Source organism: Burkholderia sp. LAS2, assembly GCF_018417615.1.
GTDB lineage: Bacteria > Pseudomonadota > Gammaproteobacteria > Burkholderiales > Burkholderiaceae > Burkholderia > Burkholderia sola.
Genome location: NZ_CP071052.1, coordinates 3,314,452 through 3,333,045 on the forward strand (window position 1 = coordinate 3,314,452; position 18,594 = coordinate 3,333,045).

Consider the following 18,594-nt stretch of genomic DNA (forward strand, 5'->3'; position numbering starts at 1 on the left):
CGCGTTACTTCTTGTAGCCTGCCTGCCGCACTGCGCGGTCGGCGGCGGCCTGGCCCGCGGCGAGCGCCTGGTCGACCGACATCTGGCCCGCGACCGCGCCCGCGATCGACTGGCCGACCACCGTGCCGAACGACTGGAATTCAGGAATCCCGACGTACTGCACGCCCGTGTACGGCACCTTCTTCAGCGACGGATCGTTCGGGTCGGCCGTCTCGATCGCCTTCAGCACGAAGTCCGAGAACGGCGCGGCGGCCTTGTACTCGGCGCGCTGATACGTCGACGTGCGCGTGCCCGGCGGCACCGACGCCCAGCCTTCGTCCTTGCCGACCATCTCGATGTACTGCTTCGACGTCGCCCACGCGATGAACTTGCGCGCGGCGTCCTGCTGCTTCGACGTCTTCGGCACGGCCAGCGCCCACGCCCACAGCCAGTGCGAGCCCTTCGGCGTCGCGGCGACCGGCGCCGCCGCGAAGCCGATCTTGTCGGCCACCTGCGACTGCTGCTTGTTGTAGAGCATCCCGGCCGCGACCGTCGCGTCGATCCACATCGCGCACTTGCCCGATGCGGTCAGCGTCAGGTTCTCGTTGAAGCCGTTCGAGCTCGCGCCCGGCGGGCCGTTCTTCTTCAGCAGGTTCACGTAGAAATTGATCGCCTTCTTCCATTCGGGCGACGTGAGCTGCGCATTCCAGTTCTCGTCGAACCACCGCCCGCCGAACGTGTTCACGACCGTCGACACGTACGCCATGTTCTCGCCCCAGCCGGCCTTGCCGCGCAGGCAGATCCCGTAGGTGCCCTTCGACTTGTCGGTCAGCTTGTCCGCGAATTCGGCGATCTGGTCGTAGGTCGGCTGGTCGGGCATCTTCAGCCCCTTCGCCGCGAACAGGTCCTTGCGGTAGAACGTCATCGAGCTTTCGACGTAGAACGGCAGCGCGTACAGCTGGCCGTTGTACGACAGGCTGTCGCGCGCGGTCTTCACGATGTCGTTGAGGTCGTAGTCGGCGGGCAGCCCCGTGATCGGCGCGAGCCAGCCGCGCTTGCCCCACTGCGGCGTTTCGTAGGTGCCGATCGCCATCACGTCGAACTGGCCGCTGCCGGTCGTGATGTCGGTCGTCGCGCGCTGGCGCAGCACGTTCTCCTCGAGGATCACCCAGTTCAGCTTGATGTCGGGGTTCGCCTTCTCGAACGCCGGCGACAGCTTCTTCAACTCGATCATGTCGGGATTGTTCAGCGTCGCGATCGTCAGCGTGCCGGCGGACGCCGCGCAGGCCGCCGTCGCGAGCGCGGCTCCGGCGAAACAGCGTGCGGCGGCGTCGAGCATCTTTCGTTGCATGGCATGTCTCCTGTGATTGTTCGAAATGTCGTCGGTCTTGCGTGGTGTTGCGTCGCTTCCTTCGCGGCCCGTCATGCCGGCCGCTGCATCCCGCACGCGCGCGCATAGTGCGCGATCACGTCGCGTATCCGGTGGCGCACCCATGCGCGCGGCTCCTTCGCGAGGCCGCCCGCGCGGCACGCCGCGTAGACGTCCGGCAGCCACTGCGCGACGAGCGTCTCCGGCACCGGCTGCCGCGCGAGGTTGTCGAACAATTGCTCGACCGCGGCCGCGACGGCCGGCTGCAGCCAGTAATAGCGGATGCGGTCGCTGTAGCTGAACTGGCGCGCGAGCCGCTGCGCGGTCTCGTCGCCGCGGTAGTACGGCGCCCAGTGCTCGGGCTGCGCGCGCATCGCCGCGTCGACGACGTCGCGCAACCGCGAGCGCTGCGCGACGTCGTCGATCAGCGCGTCCTCGATGTACGTCAGCGCGAACAGCGCCTCGCGCAGCGCGAACGTCAGCGCGGGGCCGACCTTCAGCACCGCGAAGTGGTCGCGCACGAGCGCGGCGAGCGCGGCTTCGGTCTGATAATCGGTCGAATGCGCTTCGAATACGAGGCGCGGTGTCTGCAGGATACTCGCGCCGAGCGACGCCGCCTTCGCGCTGTCGTAGTCGAGCACGTGGCGATCGTCGAAGTCGACGCCCGGCTGCGCGACGATCGCGACGACGCGCATCCACGCATCGTCGAGCCCGGCCGCCGCGAACGCTCGGCGGTGCGCGTCGAGCGTCGCCGCGATGCTGTCGCTGCGCGTGACCGCGATCCGCGCGATCGCGTCGCCGCTCGCGTCGTTACTTGCCTCGCCGCTCACTTCGCCGCCCGGCGTCGGCACCTCGGTGCCGATCACGTAGACGGGCGCGATCCCGGCGCGCGCCGCCGCGTCTTCCGCGACGCGGCACAGCTCGGCCGCGCGCGCGGCGATCGTGCGATCGTCGAGCCGCGCCGGATCGTCCGCGCACGCCATGCTCGCATCGAGATGGATCTTTTCGAAACCGGCTTCGACGTAGGCCGCGATCATCGCGGCCGCTTCACGCATCGCGTCGGCCGCGCGGCGGTGCCGCCACGGGTTCGGGCCGAGATGGTCGCCGCCAAGCACGAGCGCCGACGGCGCGAGCCCGCAGCGTGCGGCGATCGCATCGACGTCGCGACGAAAATCGGCGGGCGTCATGCCCGTATAGCCGCCGAGATGGTTCACCTGATTGCAGGTCGCCTCGATCAGCAGCGGCGAGCCGTCGGCTCGCGCGGCTTCGCACGCGGCCTCCAGCACGAGCCGGTGCGCGCTGCAGATCGAATAGATGCCGCGCTGCGCGTCCGCGCGGTTCGCGTCGAAGATCATCCGCAGCACGGTGTCCGCGTGCGCGGTGCGCGTGCGCTCGGCAACGGTCGTCAGGCCGGACATGCGATACCTCGTTCGGTCAGGAAACGGTCGATCTCGGCCGCGCTGCTGTTGCCTTCCATCGGGCCGCGCCGCGTGACCGCGATCGCACCGGCCGCGTTCGCGCGGCGCAGCGCGACGTCGACGGCCAAGCCCGCGACGAGGCTCGCGACCAGCGTGCCGCCGAAGCAGTCGCCGGCGCCGGTCGGATCGACTTCGTCGACCGGAAAGGCCGGCGCTTCGGCCCGGTTCGCGCGATCGAACGCGACGCTGCCTTGCGCGCCGCGCTTGAGCACGACGCGCTCGAGCAGCGGATGCGTCGCGAGCAGGCCCGCGATCGCGCGCTCGGCCGGCTGCGGCCCGCAGAAGAACGGCAGGTCGGCTTCGCTCGGCAGGAACAGGTGACACGCGGCGAGCATCTCGTCGAGCGCCGCGCGCATCGGGCGGAAGCTCAGCATTTCGGGCCGCACGTTCGGATCGAACGACACCTTGGCGCCCGCGCGCGCGGCCTCGATCACGCCGCGCTGCACGGCCGCGATCGCCGATTCGCTCGTCAGCGACGAGCCCATCACGTGGAAGTAGCGGCAGCCGTCGAACATCGCGGTGTCGACGTCGGACGCATCGACGCACGCGGCCGCACTGGTCGAAAGCGTGAACACGAAACTGCGCGAACCGTCGTCGCGATACGCGACGAATGCGGTGCCGGTCGGGCGCGCGACGCGGCGAATGCGCGCGACGTCGACGCCGTCGCGGGCGAGCCGCGCGACGATCGCATCGCCGAACGCGTCGCGGCCGACACAGCCCGCATATGCGACGCGCGCGCCGAGCCGCGCGGCCTGATCGGCGAAGATCGCCGGCGCGCCGCTCGGGAACGGTCCTTCGAACAGGCCGGGCGTATCGAAACCCTGGCCGCGCTCGGCGGCGACGAATTCGGCCAGCAGTTCGCCGGCGACGACGATCTCGGCCATCAGGCGAGCCCTCCTCGGTCGACGGCGGGCGCCGCGTCGCGGGCCGGCCGGCAGGTGGCGCGTGCGAGCGGCAGCATTTTCAGCTCATCCAGTTGCCGCCGTCGACGTTCAGCGTCTGGGCGGTGATGTAGTCGGCGTCGGCCGACGCGAGGAACAGCGCGGCGCCCGTCAGGTCGCCCGGCACGCCCATGCGCCCGAGCGGCACCGCTTCGCCGACGAGCCGCTTCTTCTCGCCGAGCGGCCGGTTCTCGTAGCGTGCGAACAGCGCATCGACCTGCTCCCACATCGGCGTGTCGACCACGCCCGGCGCGATGCCGTTCACGTTGATCCGGTGGGGCGCGAGCGCCAGCGCGGCCGACTGCGTGTAGCTGATCACCGCGGCCTTGGTCGCGCAGTAGTGCGAAACGAGCGCCTCGCCGCGACGGCCGGCCTGCGACGACATGTTGACGATCTTGCCGCCGCGCCCCTGCTCGACCATCCGCTGCGCGACGGCCTGCATCAGGAAGAACAGCCCTTTCACGTTGACCGAGAACAACCGGTCGAACACGTCCCACGATTCGTCGAGGAGCGGGCGCATGTCGAACAGCGCCGCGTTGTTGAACAGAATGTCGACGCCGCCGAAGCGCTCGACCGCCGTCGCGACGATCCGCTCGATGTCGTCGCGGCGCGTGACGTCGGCCGTGACGGCCACCGCGCGGCCGGGGTTGGACTCGATCAGCCGCGCGAGCGAACCGCCTGCCGGCTTCACGTCGACGAGCACGCAGCGCGCGCCCTCGTCCAGATAGCGTTGCGCGACCGCTTCGCCGATGCCGCTTGCGGCGCCCGTCAGGATCGCGACCTTGTGTTCCAGTCTCACTGGCTGTCTCCGGTTCGTTCTTGCTGCACGACGGTCGCGAGGTGAGCGAACGCTCTCCGACCGATCAATTGCTCTGTTAGTGATCGAATGATCGGATACGCGATACGCGCTGTCAAGACGACGCGACGGCTTTCTATGACGCGCTGCGGCACGACGGCGCACGGCTGCATCCCGCCGCGCCCGCGCTGCAAGGCAAGAAGGGCACGGTGCGGCGCAGTGGCATCGATGCTGACGGGGATGGAGGAAGGACGGAAAACGGAATTGGCACTGCACGGCGCAGCGATACGTTATATCATCGCGATACTGTGTTTCATCGCCCTGCTTCACGCCATGGCTACCTCATCGTCCATCGACGCCCGGCTGTCCCGGGCCGACGCATTCGCCGCCGAGCACGGGCTCGCGTGGACGCCGCTGCGTCGCCAGGTCTACGAACGCGTGCTGGCCGCGCAGCGCCCGATCGGCGCGTACGACCTGCTCGCCGAACTCGAACCGCAACGCGGCCGCGTGCCGCCGACGACCGTCTACCGCGCGCTGGATTTTCTCGTCGAGCACGGCTTCATCCACCGGATCGAATCGAAGAACGCGTTCCTCGCGTGCTGCGAGATCGGCGTGCCGCACGAAGGCCAGTTCCTGATCTGCGATTCGTGCGGCGACACCGTCGAGATTCCCGGCAGCGACCTCGCGAAGCAGCTGTCCGCGAGCGAGCCCGCGCACGGATTCGAAGTCCATCACCAGGTCGTCGAGCTGAACGGCCTGTGCGGGCACTGCAAGCGCAAGCCCGCGCAGCGCTGACGCCGCATCGCGCGGCGCCTGCGCCGCCCTTCCAACGAGGAGTTCCATGTCCATTGCCCTGAAGCGCGCGCCGCGGCGCGCCCTGTCGCCTGCCCGCTGGCTCGCCGCGGCCGTCGCCGCGCTGTCGTTCGCCGCGCCCGCGTTCGCGCAGGCCGCGACCGTCAACGTCGTCGCCGCGGAGAATTTCTACGGCGACGTCGCGTCGCAGATCGGCGGCCGCCACGTCGCGGTCACGAGCATCCTCAGCAATCCGGACCAGGATCCGCACCTGTTCGAAGCGAGCCCGAAGACGGCCCGCGCGCTGCAGCACGCGCAGGTCGTGATCTACAACGGCGCCGACTACGATCCGTGGATGGGCAAGCTGCTCGGCGCATCGAAGCAGGCGAAGCGCGCGACGATCGTCGTCGCCGATCTCGTCGGCAAGAAGGCCGGCGACAACCCGCACCTGTGGTACGACCCGGCGACGATGCCGGCCGCCGCACGCGCGATCGCGGCCGAACTCGGCCGCGCCGACCCGGCGAACCAGGCCGAATACGATGCGAACCTGCAAAAGTTCGTCGCGTCGCTGAAGCCCGTCGACGACAAGGTCGCCGCGCTGCGCGCGAAGTACAAGGGCGTGCCGGTGACGGCCACCGAGCCCGTGTTCGGCTACATGTCGGACGCGATCGGCCTCGACATGCGCAACCAGCGCTTCCAGCTCGCGACGATGAACGACACCGAGGCGAGCGCGCAGGACGTCGCCGCGTTCGAGGGCGACCTGCGCAAGAAGCGGGTGCGCGCACTGATCTACAACAGCCAGGCCGAAGAGCCGATGACCAAGCGCATGCTGAAGATCGCACGCGACGGCGGCGTGCCGACCGTCAGCGTCACCGAAACGCAGCCGGCCGGCAAGACCTTCCAGCAATGGATGATCGGCCAGCTCGACGCGCTCGGCAGCGCGCTTTCAGCCGGCAAGTAAGTAATAGACGACCGTCACGACATGACCGCCACTCCCCACGCCCTCGCCCTCGATCGCGTCACGCTCGAACTGGGCGGCCGCACGATCCTGCGCGACGTCAGCTTCTCGATCGAGCCCGGCGAATTCGTCGGCGTGCTCGGGCCGAACGGCGCGGGCAAGACGACGCTGATGCGCGCGGTGCTCGGCCTCGTCCCCGTGTCGGCCGGCACGCTGTCGGTTGGCGGCGTGCCGGTCGTGCGCGGCAACGCGTCGATCGGCTACATGCCGCAGATCAGAAGCGGCCTCGCGAACCGCCGGATGCGCGGCTACGATTTCGTCGCGATGGCCGCCGACGGCCATCGCTGGGGCTTGCCGCACACGAACGCGGCCACGCGCCGCGACGTCGATCGCGTGCTCGATCTCGTCGGCGGCCCGTCGCTCGCGCGCCGGCCGCTGTCCGAACTGTCGGGTGGCGAGCGCCAACGGCTGCTGCTCGCGCAATGCCTGCTCGGCAACCCGAAGCTGCTGCTGCTCGACGAGCCGCTGATCAGCCTCGACCCGAACCACCAGCGCGGCGTCGTCGAGCTCGTGCGCAACGTGCAGCGCGAGCTCGGCATCACCGTGCTGTTCTCCGCGCACGAACTGAATCCGCTGCTGAACGCGCTCGATCGCGTGCTGTATCTCGGCAACGGCGTCGCGGCGCTCGGCACCGTCGACGAGGTGATCACGAAGCCCGTGCTGTCGCGGCTCTACGGATCGCCGATCGACGTGATGCGCGTGAACGGCAAGATCTTCGTGATGTCCGGCGACGTCGAGATCGAGAAACACGATCACGAACACGAGGACGACGACGGCCATTCGCACGGCGGTGGCGGCGGCCACGGCCATCACCACCACGGACACGCTCATCCCGGGCATTCGCACGATGTTTGAATACGACTTCATGATCAACGCGTTCGCCGCGTCGGGGATCGTCGCGGTGCTCGCGGGCATCGTCGGCTATTTCCTGGTGCTGCGCGGGCAGACCTTCGCCGGCCATGCGCTGTCGCACGTCGGCTTCACCGGCGCGACGGGCGCGGTGCTGCTCGGCATCTCGCCGATCTGGGGGATGGTCGGCTTCACGCTCGCGGCCGGGATCGGCATGGGCGCGCTCGGCGAAAAGCTCGCGGGCCGCGACGTCGCGATCGGCGTGATCCTGTCCGGCGCGCTCGGCTTCGGCCTGCTGTTCCTGCACTTCTACACGTCGTTCGCGACGCAGGTCACCGCGCTGCTGTTCGGCAACGTGCTCGCGGTGAGCCACGACACGCTCGCGGTGCTCGCCGCCATCGGCACGGTGAGCCTGCTCGCGCTCGCGCTGATCGCACGGCCGCTGCTGTTCGCGTCGCTCCAGCCCGAACTCGCTGAAGCGAAGGGCGTGTCGCTGCGCACGGTGTCGATGCTGTTCCTCGCGGTGTGCGCGCTCGCAGTGGCCGCGGCGACGCAGATCGTCGGCGTGCTGCTGGTGTTCACGCTGCTGGTCGGGCCGGCTGCCGCCGCGCAGAACGTGACGACGCGGCTGTCGACCGGCGTGCTGCTCGCCGCGCTGTTCGCGTTGTTCGAAGCGTGGCTCGGCATCGTGCTCGCGTATCACACCGACTGGCCGACGAGCTTCTGGATCACCGCGCTGTCGGCGCTCGTGTACGGCGCGAGCTTGTTGCGCAGGGCATGACGACTCGCATGCGTGCGGATGGCGTTACGTGATCGTTTTCCATGCGCACACTGCCGTTGCCGCGAGCATCAGGAACCCGACCCAGGGTTTGGCACCTGTGGCCCTGGACCTCGCGAGCAACACGACCTGTGTGATCGCAACGACCATGAGCAATGCATAGCTGACCAGCGTATGGTCGCCAGCTTCGTCCTTGATCGCATCGATCGCGACGGATGGATCGATTTCATGCATCCACGCATACTTGTTCCCGGTGATCGTGATAACGACGAGCAATCCGATGACACATGCGACATGAGTGACGAAGCGGAGGAGACGGGCCATGTTTGCATCCTGATGCATTACTGCATGAGCCGAGTGAAGCGCGACCAATGCGTAACGATGAAGTTACCGTAGCTGGTATTTTGTCTTATTTGCTCGAGAGACAACCCACTTCCTCGGTTGTAGCGCGCGCCGATGATGCGAATTTGATCCATCGAGAACGGATATTGGATCCCATCGCGCTTCGCCAACTGGGCGAGATGACGCGCAACCACATCGATATTAAAAATATCGCGTTGAAGGCAGCGGGCCAAACTCCGAAATTGCGACGCTGACATTTGCGACGGATCCATTCCAAGCGTTTGTGCGGCCGTGCGAAGCTGCATGCTCACCGGGCCGAACGATGTCATCGCTGGATGACGTGTCAGTGTCAGATGCCTGTCGACGAACGGCGGACCACTCCAGTCGAACGTGCGCACTTCGAATGCAACGCGATCGATGAATTCAGGGTCGCCACCAACCTCGATCCAACATACGCCCGCGAGCATTTCCCGAGGTAGACGGTGGCGCCCCGCTGCTGCTCGGATATGGGACTTGTTGTGCACGACCCACGCATCCTTGAACGCCTGGATGTATTTGATGCCACCACTCCATCGCTCGGGCACAAGTTTCCACGCAAACAGATTGATCAACCCCCCAGTTCGGGGAATTGTTTGATACCTCGCAAACCATGTCGCCCATTCAGGTCAAAGCCTCGCTCGAATTAATTTCACCACGATTGAATCGGCGATCATTATTCGGCGAATCGATTTGGCATCCTATAGAACGAGTACGAATTTGCGGCGGCAGGTGATTTTTCCGGGCGAATGCCCCGGTGGAATGCGTAACGATGGATGACAGCCACGTCGCCCGTTGGAGCGCAACGACGTGGCGTCAGGGACAACTCACCGCGCCAGCACGCGCGCATGATGCGCGAGGTGATCGGCGATGAACGTCGAGATGAAGTAGTACCCGTGGTCGTAGCCCGGATGGCGGCGCAGCGTCAGCGGCTGGCCGGCCTTCGCGCACGCGGCTTCGAACACGTCGGGGTTCAGCTGGTTCGCGAGGAATTGATCGGCGAGCCCCTGATCGACGAGGATGCCGTCCGCGAACTTCGGCGCATCGGCACGGGCGACCAGCTCGCTCGCGTCGTGCGCCTTCCACGCATCGCGATCGGCGCCGAGATAACCGGAGAACGCCTTCTCGCCCCACGGGCAGCGCGTCGGCGCGGCGATCGGCGCGAACGCCGACACCGACCGGTACAGGCCCGGATGACGCAACGCGAGCGTCAGCGCGCCGTGCCCGCCCATCGAGTGACCAAAGATGCCGAGCCGCGCGCCGTCGATCGGCAGCTCGGCCACGACGAGCTCGCGCAGCTCGCCGGTCACGTACGACTCCATCCGGTAATGCGTCGACCACGGCGCTTGGGTCGCGTCGACGTAGAAACCCGCGCCGACGCCGAAGTCCCACGCATCGGTCTCGCCCGGCACGCCCGCGCCACGCGGGCTCGTATCGGGCATCACGAGCGCGATGCCGTGCTGCGCCGCGTATTGCTGCGCGCCGGCCTTGATCGCGAACGTCTCGTCGGTGCACGTGAGCCCCGCGAGATAGAACAGCGCCGGCACGCGGCCCTGCGCGGCCTGCGGCGGCAGGTACACCGAGAACTTCATCGGCAGGCCGATGGCCGCCGAATCGTGACGGTAGAAACGCTGCTCGCCGCCGTGGCACGCATGCGAGGAAACGAGTTCGAGCATGGCGGTACGCTCCCGGTCAGTACAGCACGACCGAGCGGATCGACTCGCCGGCCTTCATCAGGTCGAAGCCTTCGTTGATCCGCTCGAGCGGCAGCGTGTGCGTGATCAGGTCGTCGATGTTGATCTTGCCTTCCATGTACCAGTCGACGATCTTCGGCACGTCGGTGCGCCCGCGCGCGCCGCCGAACGCCGAGCCCTTCCATTCACGACCCGTCACCAGCTGGAACGGACGCGTGCTGATTTCCTCGCCCGCTGCCGCCACACCGATGATGAACGACTGGCCCCAGCCCTTGTGCGTGCATTCGAGCGCCTGGCGCATCAGCTTCACGTTGCCGACGCATTCGAACGAATAGTCGGCGCCGCCGTCGGTCAGCTGCACGATGTGGTCGACGACGTTCTCGACTTCGTTCGGGTTGATGAAGTGCGTCATCCCGAACTTCTTCGCGAGCTCGACGCGCTTCGGGTTGATGTCCACGCCGATGATCTTGTCCGCGCCGACCATCTTCGCGCCCTGGATCACGTTCAGGCCGATCCCGCCGAGGCCGAATACGACCACGTTCGCGCCGACCTCGACCTTCGCCGAGTACACGACCGCGCCGACGCCCGTCGTCACGCCGCAGCCGATGTAGCAGATCTTGTCGAACGGCGCGTCCTCGCGCACCTTCGCGACCGCGATCTCCGGCACGACGATGTAGTTCGAGAACGTCGACGTGCCCATGTAGTGGAACAGCGGCTTGCCGTCGAGCGAGAAGCGCGATGTCGCGTCCGGCATCAGGCCCTTGCCCTGCGTCGCGCGGATCTTCTGGCACAGGTTGGTCTTGCGCGACAGGCAGAACTTGCACTCGCGGCATTCGGGCGTGTAGAGCGGAATCACGTGGTCGCCCTTTCTCACGGTGCCGACGCCGGGGCCGACGTCGACCACCACGCCCGCGCCTTCATGGCCGAGGATCGCCGGGAAGATCCCTTCCGGATCGGCGCCCGACAGCGTGTAGTAGTCGGTATGGCAGATGCCCGTCGCCTTCACTTCGATCAGCACTTCGCCAGCGCGCGGCCCTTCGAGATCGACTTCCTCGATCGTCAGCGGCGCACCGGCCTTCCATGCAATCGCGGCTTTCGTTTTCATCGTGTCACTCCTCTGTGTGTCGGTGAGATCGGCCCGGGCCGGCGTGCGGCGCCGGCCCGGGTTTCATGCAAGGCGGTCGAAGCCGTGCCGCGCGGCACGGCGCAAGAATATCGTGCTCGCCATGATGGCCGCTCCCGCCGCGCATCGCGTGCGCGAAACGGTCGCCGGCTTGCCAGGATGCGTCATCGCTGGCGCAAAAGAACAAGTGGTCGAGTTTAAACGCCCGTCGTGAACCATGCATCCGTGCGGGCATACAGATCGACGAAGCGCGCGTGGCGTACGGCCAGCAGGCGGTCGTCGTGCGGTGCCGCGACCGGCGCAGCAGCCGGCGCCAGCGCGCGCAACGCGTCTTCACGCCAATGCCCGATCGCGACGCCCGCGAGCAAGGCGGCGCCGCGCGTCGCGGCGTTCGGGCAATCGATCGCGTGCAGCGACGCGCCGAGCGCATCGGCGAGCAACTGGCGCCAGCGCGGATCGACCGAGCCGCCGCCCGCGAGACGCAGCGTCGTCACCGCGTCACGGCGATCGGCATCGCGGATCGCATCGAGCCCCGCGCGCAACGCGAACGCGACGCCCTCGAACGCGGCGCGCATCATCGCGCCGCGCGTGTCGCCGAGCCCGAGGCCGAGCCAGCCGCCGCGCGCATCGGGGTTCATCCACGGCGAACGCTCGCCGGTCAGGTACGGCAGGAAGCACAGCCGCTCGGACGCCGGCTGCGCGAACGCGTCGTCATACGCATCGGCCCATTGCGCGTAGCCGAGCCAGCCGCGCACGGCTTCGAGCGCGAGCCCGACGTTCTGCATCGCCGCCATCGTGTAATAGCCGCCGCCCGTCGCCGCACGATAGCGATGCAAGCCGCGCCGCGCGGGCGGCAACGCATCCGCGAGCACGACGATCTGCCCGCCGCTGCCGGTCGTCAGCAACGCATCGCCTGCCGCGGCCAGCCCGCTGCCGAGCGCCGCGCATGCGGTGTCGGCCGCGCCCGTCGCGAGCGGCACGCCGGCCGGCAGGCCGAGCGCGGCGGCGGCCTGCGCGCCGAGCATGCCGCAGCGCGCGGTGGACGCGCGAACCGGCGCGAAGCGGTCGGCCGTCAGGCCGAGCGTGTCGATCAATGCAGTGTCCCACGCGCCGTCGGGCGTCGCGAGCGCCGTTGCGCACGCGTCGCTCGGATCGGCCGCCACGTCGCCGCCGAGCGCGATGCGCAGCCAGTCCTTCGGCTGCACGGCCCAGCGCGCGGCGCGTAGCGCGTCGGGTTCGTGCGCCGCCAGCCAGCGCAACAGCGGGCCGGCCATGCCGGGCGCGACGGGGTTCGGGACGACGGGTAATCCGGCGACGGGCAATCCGGCGACGGGTAATCCGGCGACGGGTAATCCGGCGACGGGCCATCCGGCGGCAGGCCAGTCGGCCGCGTCCGCCTCGCGCACCGCGCGTGTGTCGGGCCACAGCAGCGCGGGCCGCACCGGCTGGCCGGCCGCGTCGATCAGCACGACGCCATGCATCTGGCCCGAAAAGCCGATCGCCGCGACCTGCGCACGCTCGTCGCCCGGCAGCCGCGCGGCCGCGCGCACGAGCGCCTGCCACCACGCGTCGGGCGCGATTTCCGCCCAGCCGGGCTGCGGCGACGACAACCCGTAAGGTTCGCTCGCGACGGCCCGCTCGACGCCGTCGGCATCGAGCGTGACGAGTTTGACAGAGCCGGTGCCGAGGTCGATTCCGAGCAGGCGCATGAGCTAAGAGGGATTCGAATGAACGGATGTCGATGATAACGGGATCGCGATGCGCACCGCGCTTTTTGCCGCCGCGTCGACGCATCGACCGTGGGGTCGGGCCGGCGCGTTCCACCGGGCTGCACCTTGCACGCAAAAGCGGCCGTTCGCGGGTTAACCCGGCACGATTTCCGAACACCGCTTTTTGCCACTATGCGGCCCGCCCGATACACACCATAAAGCACCCCATATTTGACAGGGGGGCCGGCGCTATTTTGAAGCGCTATAAAACCGGTACACCTCACTCCCGCGGCAGTTTCCCGATGATCGCCCCCCTGTTCCATACCGAAATGGCATATCGAACCAGCAAAGAACGGAATAGAACCCAGTGCTCTTGTTGCATGGATTCATTCCGAATAACTTCGTATCACCCCGAAAACAAGATCATGGAGTGAGACAGATGCAATCGAACACGGTCCATCCGTGCGATGAGGTGCTGCCGACCGGCAAGCTGGTAACGCTTGGCCTGCAACACGTCCTCGTCATGTACGCCGGCGCCGTCGCCGTGCCGCTTATCGTCGGCGCGGCGCTCAAGCTGCCGAAAGACCAGATCGCGTTCCTGATCAGCGCCGATCTGTTTTCGTGCGGCATCGCCACGCTGATCCAGACGCTCGGCCTGTGGATCTTCGGGATCCGCCTGCCGGTCATCATGGGCTGCACGTTCGCGGCCGTCGGTCCGATGATCGCGATCGGCACGAACCCGGGCCTCGGCATTCTCGACATCTTCGGTTCGACCATCGCGGCCGGCATCATCGGCATCGTGCTCGCGCCGACGATCGGCAAGCTGTTGCGGTTCTTCCCGCCCGTGGTGGTCGGCACGGTGATCGCGGTGATCGGGCTGTCGCTGATGGAAGTCGGCATCAACTGGGCGGCCGGCGGCGTCGGCAACCCCGAGTACGGCAGCCCCGTCTATCTCGGCCTGTCGCTGCTCGTGCTCACGCTGATCCTGCTGATCAACAAGTTCGGCCGCGGCTTCATCGCGAACATCTCGGTGCTGCTCGGCATCGTCGCCGGCTTCGTGATCGCGTTCGCGATCGGCCGCGTGAACACGGAAGGCGTGTCGCTTGCACCGTGGGTCGGCTTCGTGATGCCGTTCCACTTCGGCTGGCCGCACTTCGACCCGCTGTCGATCGTGACGATGGTCACGGTGATGTTCGTCACGTTCATCGAATCGACCGGCATGTTCCTCGCGGTCGGCGACATGGTCGATCGCCCGGTCAACCAGGAGCGCCTCGTGCGCGGCCTGCGCGTCGACGGCCTCGGCACGCTGATCGGCGGCATCTTCAACTCGTTTCCGCATACGTCGTTCTCGCAGAACGTCGGCCTGATCGGCGTGACGGGCGTGAAGAGCCGCTTCGTGTGCGCGACTGGCGGTGTGATCCTCGTGCTGCTCGGGCTGTTCCCGAAGATGGCGCAGGTCGTCGCGTCGGTGCCGCCGTTCGTGCTCGGCGGCGCGGGCATCGTGATGTTCGGGATGGTCGCCGCGAACGGCATCAAGGTGCTGTCGAAGGTCGACTTCGTGAACAACTCGCACAACCTGTTCATCGTCGCCGTGAGCGTCGGCATGGGCCTCGTGCCGGTCGTGTCGCCGCACTTCTTCTCGAAGCTGCCGCCCGCGCTCGCGCCGATCCTGCACAGCGGCATCCTGCTGGCGTCGGCCAGCGCCGTGATCCTGAACATCGTGTTCAACGGCGTGAAAGGCGAAAAGGATGCGCGCTGCGAGATTCGGCGCGCGGGGCACGATTTCGACGGGCGGCCCGCTGACGTGCATCACTGATCGCCTCGCGGCGAGCGTCCGCGCGGAGAAGCGGTAACGAAAAACGCCACGGCATGCCGTGGCGTTTTGCTTTGCGGGGACGGCGAAAGGCGGGGACGCACGGAGCGATCGTGCGAAGTGCGGTGTGCGATGACGGACACCAAGCACGCGTCGGCTTGTGGCGGCCGGCGCTTACCGCATGGTGCGCAAGGGGTTGCTGCACACCATCAGAACGGCGCTTCACCGGCTTCGACGACAAGATCGTTGCCATGTATGCCCGGGGCATGACCGTGCGCGAGATTCAGGGCTTCCTGCTGGAGCAATACGGCACGGAGGTCTCGCCCGACTTCATCAGTTCCGTGACCGACGAGGTCATGGCCGAAGTGACTGCCTGGCAGGGCCGACCGCTTGAGCCGATGTATCCGGTCGTGTTCTTCGACGCCCTTCGGGTCAAGATTCGCGAAGACGCCGTCGTGCGCAACAAGGCGGTGTACCTGGCGCTGGGCGTGCTGCCCGACGGCACCCGTGACATTCTGGGCCTCTGGATCGAGAACACCGAGGGGGCCAAGTTCTGGATGAAGGTGTTCAATGACCTGAAGACGCGCGGCGTTCACGACATCCTGATCGCTGTCACCGATGGTCTCAAGGGTATGCCCGAGGCCTTGGCGGTGGTGTTTCCGGCGACCACACTGCAAACTTGTATCGTCCATCTGATCCGCAACAGCCTCGATTACGCCAGTTGGAAAGACCGCCGAGGGTTGGCCGCCGCGATCAAACCGATCTACGCCGCGCCCAGCGCGGAAGCGGCCCAGGCCGAACTCGATGCGTTTGCCGATGGTCCGTGGGGTCAGAAATTCCCAACCGTCAGTAGCGCGTGGCGCAACGCCTGGGATCGCGTGATCCCGTTCTTTGCCTTTCCGCCGGGCGTGCGCAAGATCATCTACACGACAAACGCGATTGAAAATATCAACTCGCAGTTGCGCAAGATCATCAAGACCCGCGGGCACTTCCCGACCGACGAGGCAGCCACCAAACTCATCTGGCTGGCCCTGCGCAACATCACGGCGAATTGGGGTAGTGCAGCTCATGACTGGAAGACCGCCATGAACCAATTCGCTATCCTTTACGCAGATCGATTCGTCCGGCCTTCCGTGTAATTACTCAACCCGCCTTGAACACGGAAATCCTGACACCCCCTCAAAATGTGCAGCACTGCGCGGCGGCTCGCGGCCAAGGCCTCATTTCACTTGGCAAGGACATTCATGCGGGCAACCGGGAAGGAAGTCGATTTCTACTCGTCGGCCATTATCCGACACACCGCTCAAATGATGCGACTTATAAAGCCTGGCGTCGACGTCGATAGGTGCTCGACCAAGCCCCAATGTGACTAGAAGCCCCTTGATCCTTTCCGCGCGTTGTTGAGCCAGCACGTGCGGCTGTCTTTCGTCAGCTTCGGCAAGGCCACCGACAGACGTACGATCGAGATTGGGATATTTGAGTTGAAGGTCTATCGCCCAATTGGCCACCCTTGTGAGCTCATCGCCGGACACCTTGGCAGAATCTCTTTCAAACGAAACATCAAGCGTATGGACTGGGGAGCAGGCGAATGTCCCTGCCGAGAAAAATGCGAGTGCGATACATGCCCATATCAATTTTCCGTTGGACCCAATCAGATTCAACCAGGATCGCGCTGCCACACCGCCTCTAATCCTCATAGATAACATACCCGGCAATGCTATCCGCATTATCGATTGCGAGATCGGGGCGCGTCCGAGCCAATACCAAGCACTCGCGCATGAAATATTGATGATCCTGAGCGCCAAAAGTGTCGGCAAAATGAGTGCACTCATGAATCAGTGTCGACAACATCGAGTCCTTTGCACTGGATATGGGGCGCATCCCACAAAAATTCTCGTGGATACAAATAGTATGTGTAGCGGTGTCCGGGGCGCAAACATGCGCGACGGCACCATCAGGGTCCTTGTTATTCGGCGTACAACCAAGATATCGATCAAGCTCATCTGATTGGCGAACAAAATTTCCAGGCTTGAGATCGCGCATCACCCGACTTACTCGTGCGAGGCCGACTGTCAGACGTTGCCGAATCGTTTCATCGCTTGAGCCAAACCACGTTGCGACGCGCTGACGTTCGACCGCCCCCCACTTGCGCAAGTCTACGAGCCGTACATCAATCATTTGTACGGCTCTATCGCGTAACGTTAGAACCATACGGCGAAATTCCGCATCAGTCATGTTTGGGCAGATGGGTGGCCCGTTCGATATCAATGCCTCGATCAACGAACCTTCTTTCGTGTCCGTCATCGCCTCTGCAATCTCCACACGATCGCCGTCACTCATTCTGTTTCTCCGATGACCTCGAGCTTTACCGATTCGGCCTCCGGCGTGATCACTCGCACGGTATGCCCCTGCTCATCGGTAATCCCTGAAGCCAGCACGCCGCCACGGCAATCTGTGATCCAATACCGCACGCCCACAACAGGTTTCCTGGACTTCTTGTTGCGAATAACGAACTGCTGATCGTGGACTGCCGTGCCTCTTCTTACCGGGGCGACGCCTAAGCCATGCTTGCCCGTCAACCGCGCCACCTCGTCTGCGGCAAAGGTCATCTTCATGCCGCGCTCGGCATAGAAAACCGGTGGCGGCTTGCAATCGCAGACGTTGATATCACCACTCAACGCCCACGGCTTGCCGTTTGGCCCTGTGCCCGGCCAGCGTGGACCCACCGGGGCGACAAACCCTTCCTGCTTGCATGCCGTGCAGTACGTCTTCATGTACAGCGTTGCGATTTGCACGCGCGGCGGTGGATTGGAACAGGTTACGTCCTCCAATCCTTCTGTAATCGTGGCGCTGCCGCCCTGATCCCCTTTGGCAAGGAAATAACGAATCATGAGGTCTCGCCTCGATGCACAACGGTTGGACGCTTCGCCACGGTGAAGGCGTTAGCGGATACCAGACCATCACGCTCAGGGCTATCGGTAATGACGTCGCCGTTATCCAGTTCGCTACCGACGAAAGCCAGCGACTGGAAGTGTCCGTTATCCACCAGCCCAAGACCGCTTATGATTCGCGCGGTCGAACCGTCTGCGTAGTGAATTTGATCACCCACGACGCCAGCCTTGCCAAGCCCAACGCCGGTGTCCCACGTGCCGGTAGCTTCGCGCAATGCACCGCCTCGCGCGGTCGTGGCTCCTCGTACAGCCAACCTGTATCGCGGCAGTGCAGGCGGCGGCGCATAATCCTCGTTAAACAACCCTCCGGCCGTTTCGCCAACCGGTACGTGAATTCCCGACAACCGCTGAAGCGTTTCGACGATACGATCGCCGTTGCTCAACCTGCTACCCACCAGCGCAAACGGCTTGTCGCTGCAAATCGCATATTCGCCTGCACCATCCACGATGACGGCCTCGCTGCCATCCTCGTAAGTGACGACATCGCCAACACGGGCAACGACAAGCCCGGCGACTGTGAGGCCGCTCGTAGCCTCGGTTACCCGCCCACCGCGCTCAGTGAGCGCGCCGATGGTGGCAAAAAGATGGGTCGGTGCAGTCTGCTCACTCTTCATCCGGATTTCCTTTCTCGACAATGGGTGAGAAATGCTGCATGCACAATTTGCACGGACGAGAAAAAAGAACCAATCAGACGAGTTCGAATTTCGTATAACTAATCGTTATAAAGACCGTCCAACAGCAAATGAGCCTGAGTTGGGCGAAATGAGCGGGGATTTGGCGGCCGGGCGACAGGCTACCGGAGAGGGATGATCATCGATTGGGCGAAACGAGAATCTGCACGGTTAGTCCGTATGCGTCGTGCTCGACGGCGCCCGGCCCCTGGATTTCGCGCCCGCTGCAGATGTAGACGCGTGTCCCGCGTGGAT

18 protein-coding genes and 1 pseudogene are annotated in these 18,594 nt (G+C 65.7%); 6 read left to right on the top strand and 13 right to left on the bottom strand.

The genetic code is table 11. From position 1 onward, the window contains the following. Positions 1-4: 4 nt before the first annotated feature. The 4 genes from JYG37_RS15380 to JYG37_RS15395 form a co-directional block, all read right to left on the bottom strand. Positions 5-1,330, bottom strand: coding sequence for an ABC transporter substrate-binding protein (locus JYG37_RS15380; protein WP_006477974.1), 1,326 nt, complete (start codon positions 1,328-1,330; stop codon positions 5-7). 71 nt (positions 1,331-1,401) lie between these two features. Beyond that, a complete protein-coding gene (locus JYG37_RS15385) occupies positions 1,402-2,766 on the bottom strand; it encodes a D-tagatose-bisphosphate aldolase, class II, non-catalytic subunit (protein WP_050016993.1) in 1,365 nt (454 codons plus the stop codon). Next, positions 2,754-3,710: a sugar kinase gene (locus tag JYG37_RS15390; protein ID WP_050016991.1), complete on the bottom strand. Its 957-nt coding sequence runs from the start codon at positions 3,708-3,710 to the stop codon at positions 2,754-2,756. The genes JYG37_RS15385 and JYG37_RS15390 overlap by 13 nt, the downstream gene beginning before the upstream one ends. Positions 3,711-3,789: 79 nt before the next feature. Continuing rightward, complete coding sequence (locus tag JYG37_RS15395) at positions 3,790-4,566, bottom strand: L-iditol 2-dehydrogenase (protein ID WP_050016989.1); 777 nt, start codon at positions 4,564-4,566, stop codon at positions 3,790-3,792. 330 nt (positions 4,567-4,896) lie between these two features. On the opposite strand from JYG37_RS15395, the gene JYG37_RS15400 reads away from it, so the two are divergent. From JYG37_RS15400 to JYG37_RS15415, 4 genes are read left to right on the top strand one after another with little or no spacing between them, the layout of a single operon-like run. Further along, positions 4,897-5,358, top strand: a complete 462-nt coding sequence (locus JYG37_RS15400) for a Fur family transcriptional regulator (protein WP_050017093.1) — start codon at positions 4,897-4,899, stop codon at positions 5,356-5,358. A gap of 46 nt (positions 5,359-5,404) precedes the next feature. Next, positions 5,405-6,316, top strand: a complete 912-nt coding sequence (locus tag JYG37_RS15405) for a metal ABC transporter solute-binding protein (RefSeq protein ID WP_176016105.1) — start codon at positions 5,405-5,407, stop codon at positions 6,314-6,316. A 21-nt stretch (positions 6,317-6,337) separates the two neighbouring features. Then, positions 6,338-7,228 (top strand): ABC transporter ATP-binding protein, encoded by an 891-nt coding sequence (locus JYG37_RS15410; protein ID WP_050016985.1) that lies wholly within the window; start codon positions 6,338-6,340, stop codon positions 7,226-7,228. Then, positions 7,221-8,003: a metal ABC transporter permease gene (locus JYG37_RS15415; protein ID WP_050017091.1), complete on the top strand. Its 783-nt coding sequence runs from the start codon at positions 7,221-7,223 to the stop codon at positions 8,001-8,003. The genes JYG37_RS15410 and JYG37_RS15415 overlap by 8 nt, the downstream gene beginning before the upstream one ends. Before the next feature lie 24 nt (positions 8,004-8,027). Here the strand turns inward: JYG37_RS15415 and JYG37_RS15420 are convergent, their stop codons facing one another. The 5 genes from JYG37_RS15420 to JYG37_RS15440 all read right to left on the bottom strand — a co-directional run bounded on the left by JYG37_RS15420 (position 8,028) and on the right by JYG37_RS15440 (position 12,904). After that, the gene (locus JYG37_RS15420; protein WP_050016983.1) at positions 8,028-8,324 is read right to left on the bottom strand and encodes a hypothetical protein; all 297 of its coding nucleotides are present in this window, start codon (positions 8,322-8,324) and stop codon (positions 8,028-8,030) included. A 17-nt stretch (positions 8,325-8,341) separates the two neighbouring features. After that, positions 8,342-8,953, bottom strand: coding sequence for a hypothetical protein (locus tag JYG37_RS15425; protein ID WP_235356283.1), 612 nt, complete (start codon positions 8,951-8,953; stop codon positions 8,342-8,344). A gap of 252 nt (positions 8,954-9,205) precedes the next feature. Beyond that, positions 9,206-10,054, bottom strand: a complete 849-nt coding sequence (gene fghA / locus JYG37_RS15430) for an S-formylglutathione hydrolase (protein WP_050016980.1) — start codon at positions 10,052-10,054, stop codon at positions 9,206-9,208. 16 nt (positions 10,055-10,070) lie between these two features. Continuing rightward, positions 10,071-11,177 (bottom strand): S-(hydroxymethyl)glutathione dehydrogenase/class III alcohol dehydrogenase, encoded by a 1,107-nt coding sequence (locus JYG37_RS15435; protein ID WP_213345563.1) that lies wholly within the window; start codon positions 11,175-11,177, stop codon positions 10,071-10,073. Positions 11,178-11,392: 215 nt separating this feature from the next. Then, the gene (locus tag JYG37_RS15440; protein WP_213345564.1) at positions 11,393-12,904 is read right to left on the bottom strand and encodes a xylulokinase; all 1,512 of its coding nucleotides are present in this window, start codon (positions 12,902-12,904) and stop codon (positions 11,393-11,395) included. A 439-nt stretch (positions 12,905-13,343) separates the two neighbouring features. Here JYG37_RS15440 and JYG37_RS15445 point away from each other — a divergent pair, with 439 nt between their 5' ends. Then, on the top strand, positions 13,344-14,720 hold the full coding sequence (locus JYG37_RS15445) for a nucleobase:cation symporter-2 family protein (protein WP_050016976.1): 1,377 nt from the start codon (positions 13,344-13,346) through the stop codon (positions 14,718-14,720). Between the two features lie 209 nt (positions 14,721-14,929). Continuing rightward, a pseudogene (locus JYG37_RS15450) lies at positions 14,930-15,856 on the top strand (IS256 family transposase); the annotation flags it as partial. 81 nt (positions 15,857-15,937) lie between these two features. On the opposite strand, the gene JYG37_RS15455 reads toward JYG37_RS15450, so the two are convergent. Genes JYG37_RS15455 through JYG37_RS15470 form a run of 4 tightly spaced genes read right to left on the bottom strand, consistent with a single transcriptional unit; the run spans position 15,938 to position 18,282 of the window. Further along, positions 15,938-16,396: a hypothetical protein gene (locus JYG37_RS15455; RefSeq protein WP_213345566.1), complete on the bottom strand. Its 459-nt coding sequence runs from the start codon at positions 16,394-16,396 to the stop codon at positions 15,938-15,940. A gap of 7 nt (positions 16,397-16,403) precedes the next feature. Continuing rightward, positions 16,404-17,057: a M35 family metalloendopeptidase gene (locus JYG37_RS15460; protein ID WP_124654459.1), complete on the bottom strand. Its 654-nt coding sequence runs from the start codon at positions 17,055-17,057 to the stop codon at positions 16,404-16,406. After that, positions 17,054-17,608 carry a PAAR domain-containing protein gene (locus tag JYG37_RS15465; protein ID WP_124557327.1) on the bottom strand — a complete coding sequence of 185 codons (555 nt, stop codon included), beginning with the start codon at positions 17,606-17,608 and terminating at the stop codon, positions 17,054-17,056. Before JYG37_RS15465 ends, JYG37_RS15460 begins: the two co-directional genes overlap by 4 nt. Continuing rightward, positions 17,605-18,282: a PAAR domain-containing protein gene (locus JYG37_RS15470; protein ID WP_124557328.1), complete on the bottom strand. Its 678-nt coding sequence runs from the start codon at positions 18,280-18,282 to the stop codon at positions 17,605-17,607. The genes JYG37_RS15465 and JYG37_RS15470 overlap by 4 nt, the downstream gene beginning before the upstream one ends. Positions 18,283-18,594: the final 312 nt, after the last annotated feature.

What these genes read in the sequence shown, in the direction of transcription:
- JYG37_RS15405 (WP_176016105.1), top strand. Translation starts at nt 5,405, where the DNA reads ATGTCCATTGCCCTGAAGCGCGCGCCGCGGCGCGCCCTGTCGCCTGCC.
- JYG37_RS15435 (WP_213345563.1), bottom strand. Translation starts at nt 11,177, where the DNA reads ATGAAAACGAAAGCCGCGATTGCATGGAAGGCCGGTGCGCCGCTGACG.
- JYG37_RS15390 (WP_050016991.1), bottom strand. Translation starts at nt 3,710, where the DNA reads ATGGCCGAGATCGTCGTCGCCGGCGAACTGCTGGCCGAATTCGTCGCC.
- JYG37_RS15420 (WP_050016983.1), bottom strand. Translation starts at nt 8,324, where the DNA reads ATGGCCCGTCTCCTCCGCTTCGTCACTCATGTCGCATGTGTCATCGGA.
- fghA (WP_050016980.1), bottom strand. Translation starts at nt 10,054, where the DNA reads ATGCTCGAACTCGTTTCCTCGCATGCGTGCCACGGCGGCGAGCAGCGT.
- JYG37_RS15385 (WP_050016993.1), bottom strand. Translation starts at nt 2,766, where the DNA reads ATGTCCGGCCTGACGACCGTTGCCGAGCGCACGCGCACCGCGCACGCG.
- JYG37_RS15465 (WP_124557327.1), bottom strand. Translation starts at nt 17,608, where the DNA reads ATGATTCGTTATTTCCTTGCCAAAGGGGATCAGGGCGGCAGCGCCACG.
- JYG37_RS15445 (WP_050016976.1), top strand. Translation starts at nt 13,344, where the DNA reads ATGCAATCGAACACGGTCCATCCGTGCGATGAGGTGCTGCCGACCGGC.
- JYG37_RS15460 (WP_124654459.1), bottom strand. Translation starts at nt 17,057, where the DNA reads ATGAGTGACGGCGATCGTGTGGAGATTGCAGAGGCGATGACGGACACG.
- JYG37_RS15470 (WP_124557328.1), bottom strand. Translation starts at nt 18,282, where the DNA reads ATGAAGAGTGAGCAGACTGCACCGACCCATCTTTTTGCCACCATCGGC.
- JYG37_RS15410 (WP_050016985.1), top strand. Translation starts at nt 6,338, where the DNA reads ATGACCGCCACTCCCCACGCCCTCGCCCTCGATCGCGTCACGCTCGAA.
- JYG37_RS15440 (WP_213345564.1), bottom strand. Translation starts at nt 12,904, where the DNA reads ATGCGCCTGCTCGGAATCGACCTCGGCACCGGCTCTGTCAAACTCGTC.
- JYG37_RS15380 (WP_006477974.1), bottom strand. Translation starts at nt 1,330, where the DNA reads ATGCAACGAAAGATGCTCGACGCCGCCGCACGCTGTTTCGCCGGAGCC.
- JYG37_RS15400 (WP_050017093.1), top strand. Translation starts at nt 4,897, where the DNA reads ATGGCTACCTCATCGTCCATCGACGCCCGGCTGTCCCGGGCCGACGCA.
- JYG37_RS15415 (WP_050017091.1), top strand. Translation starts at nt 7,221, where the DNA reads ATGTTTGAATACGACTTCATGATCAACGCGTTCGCCGCGTCGGGGATC.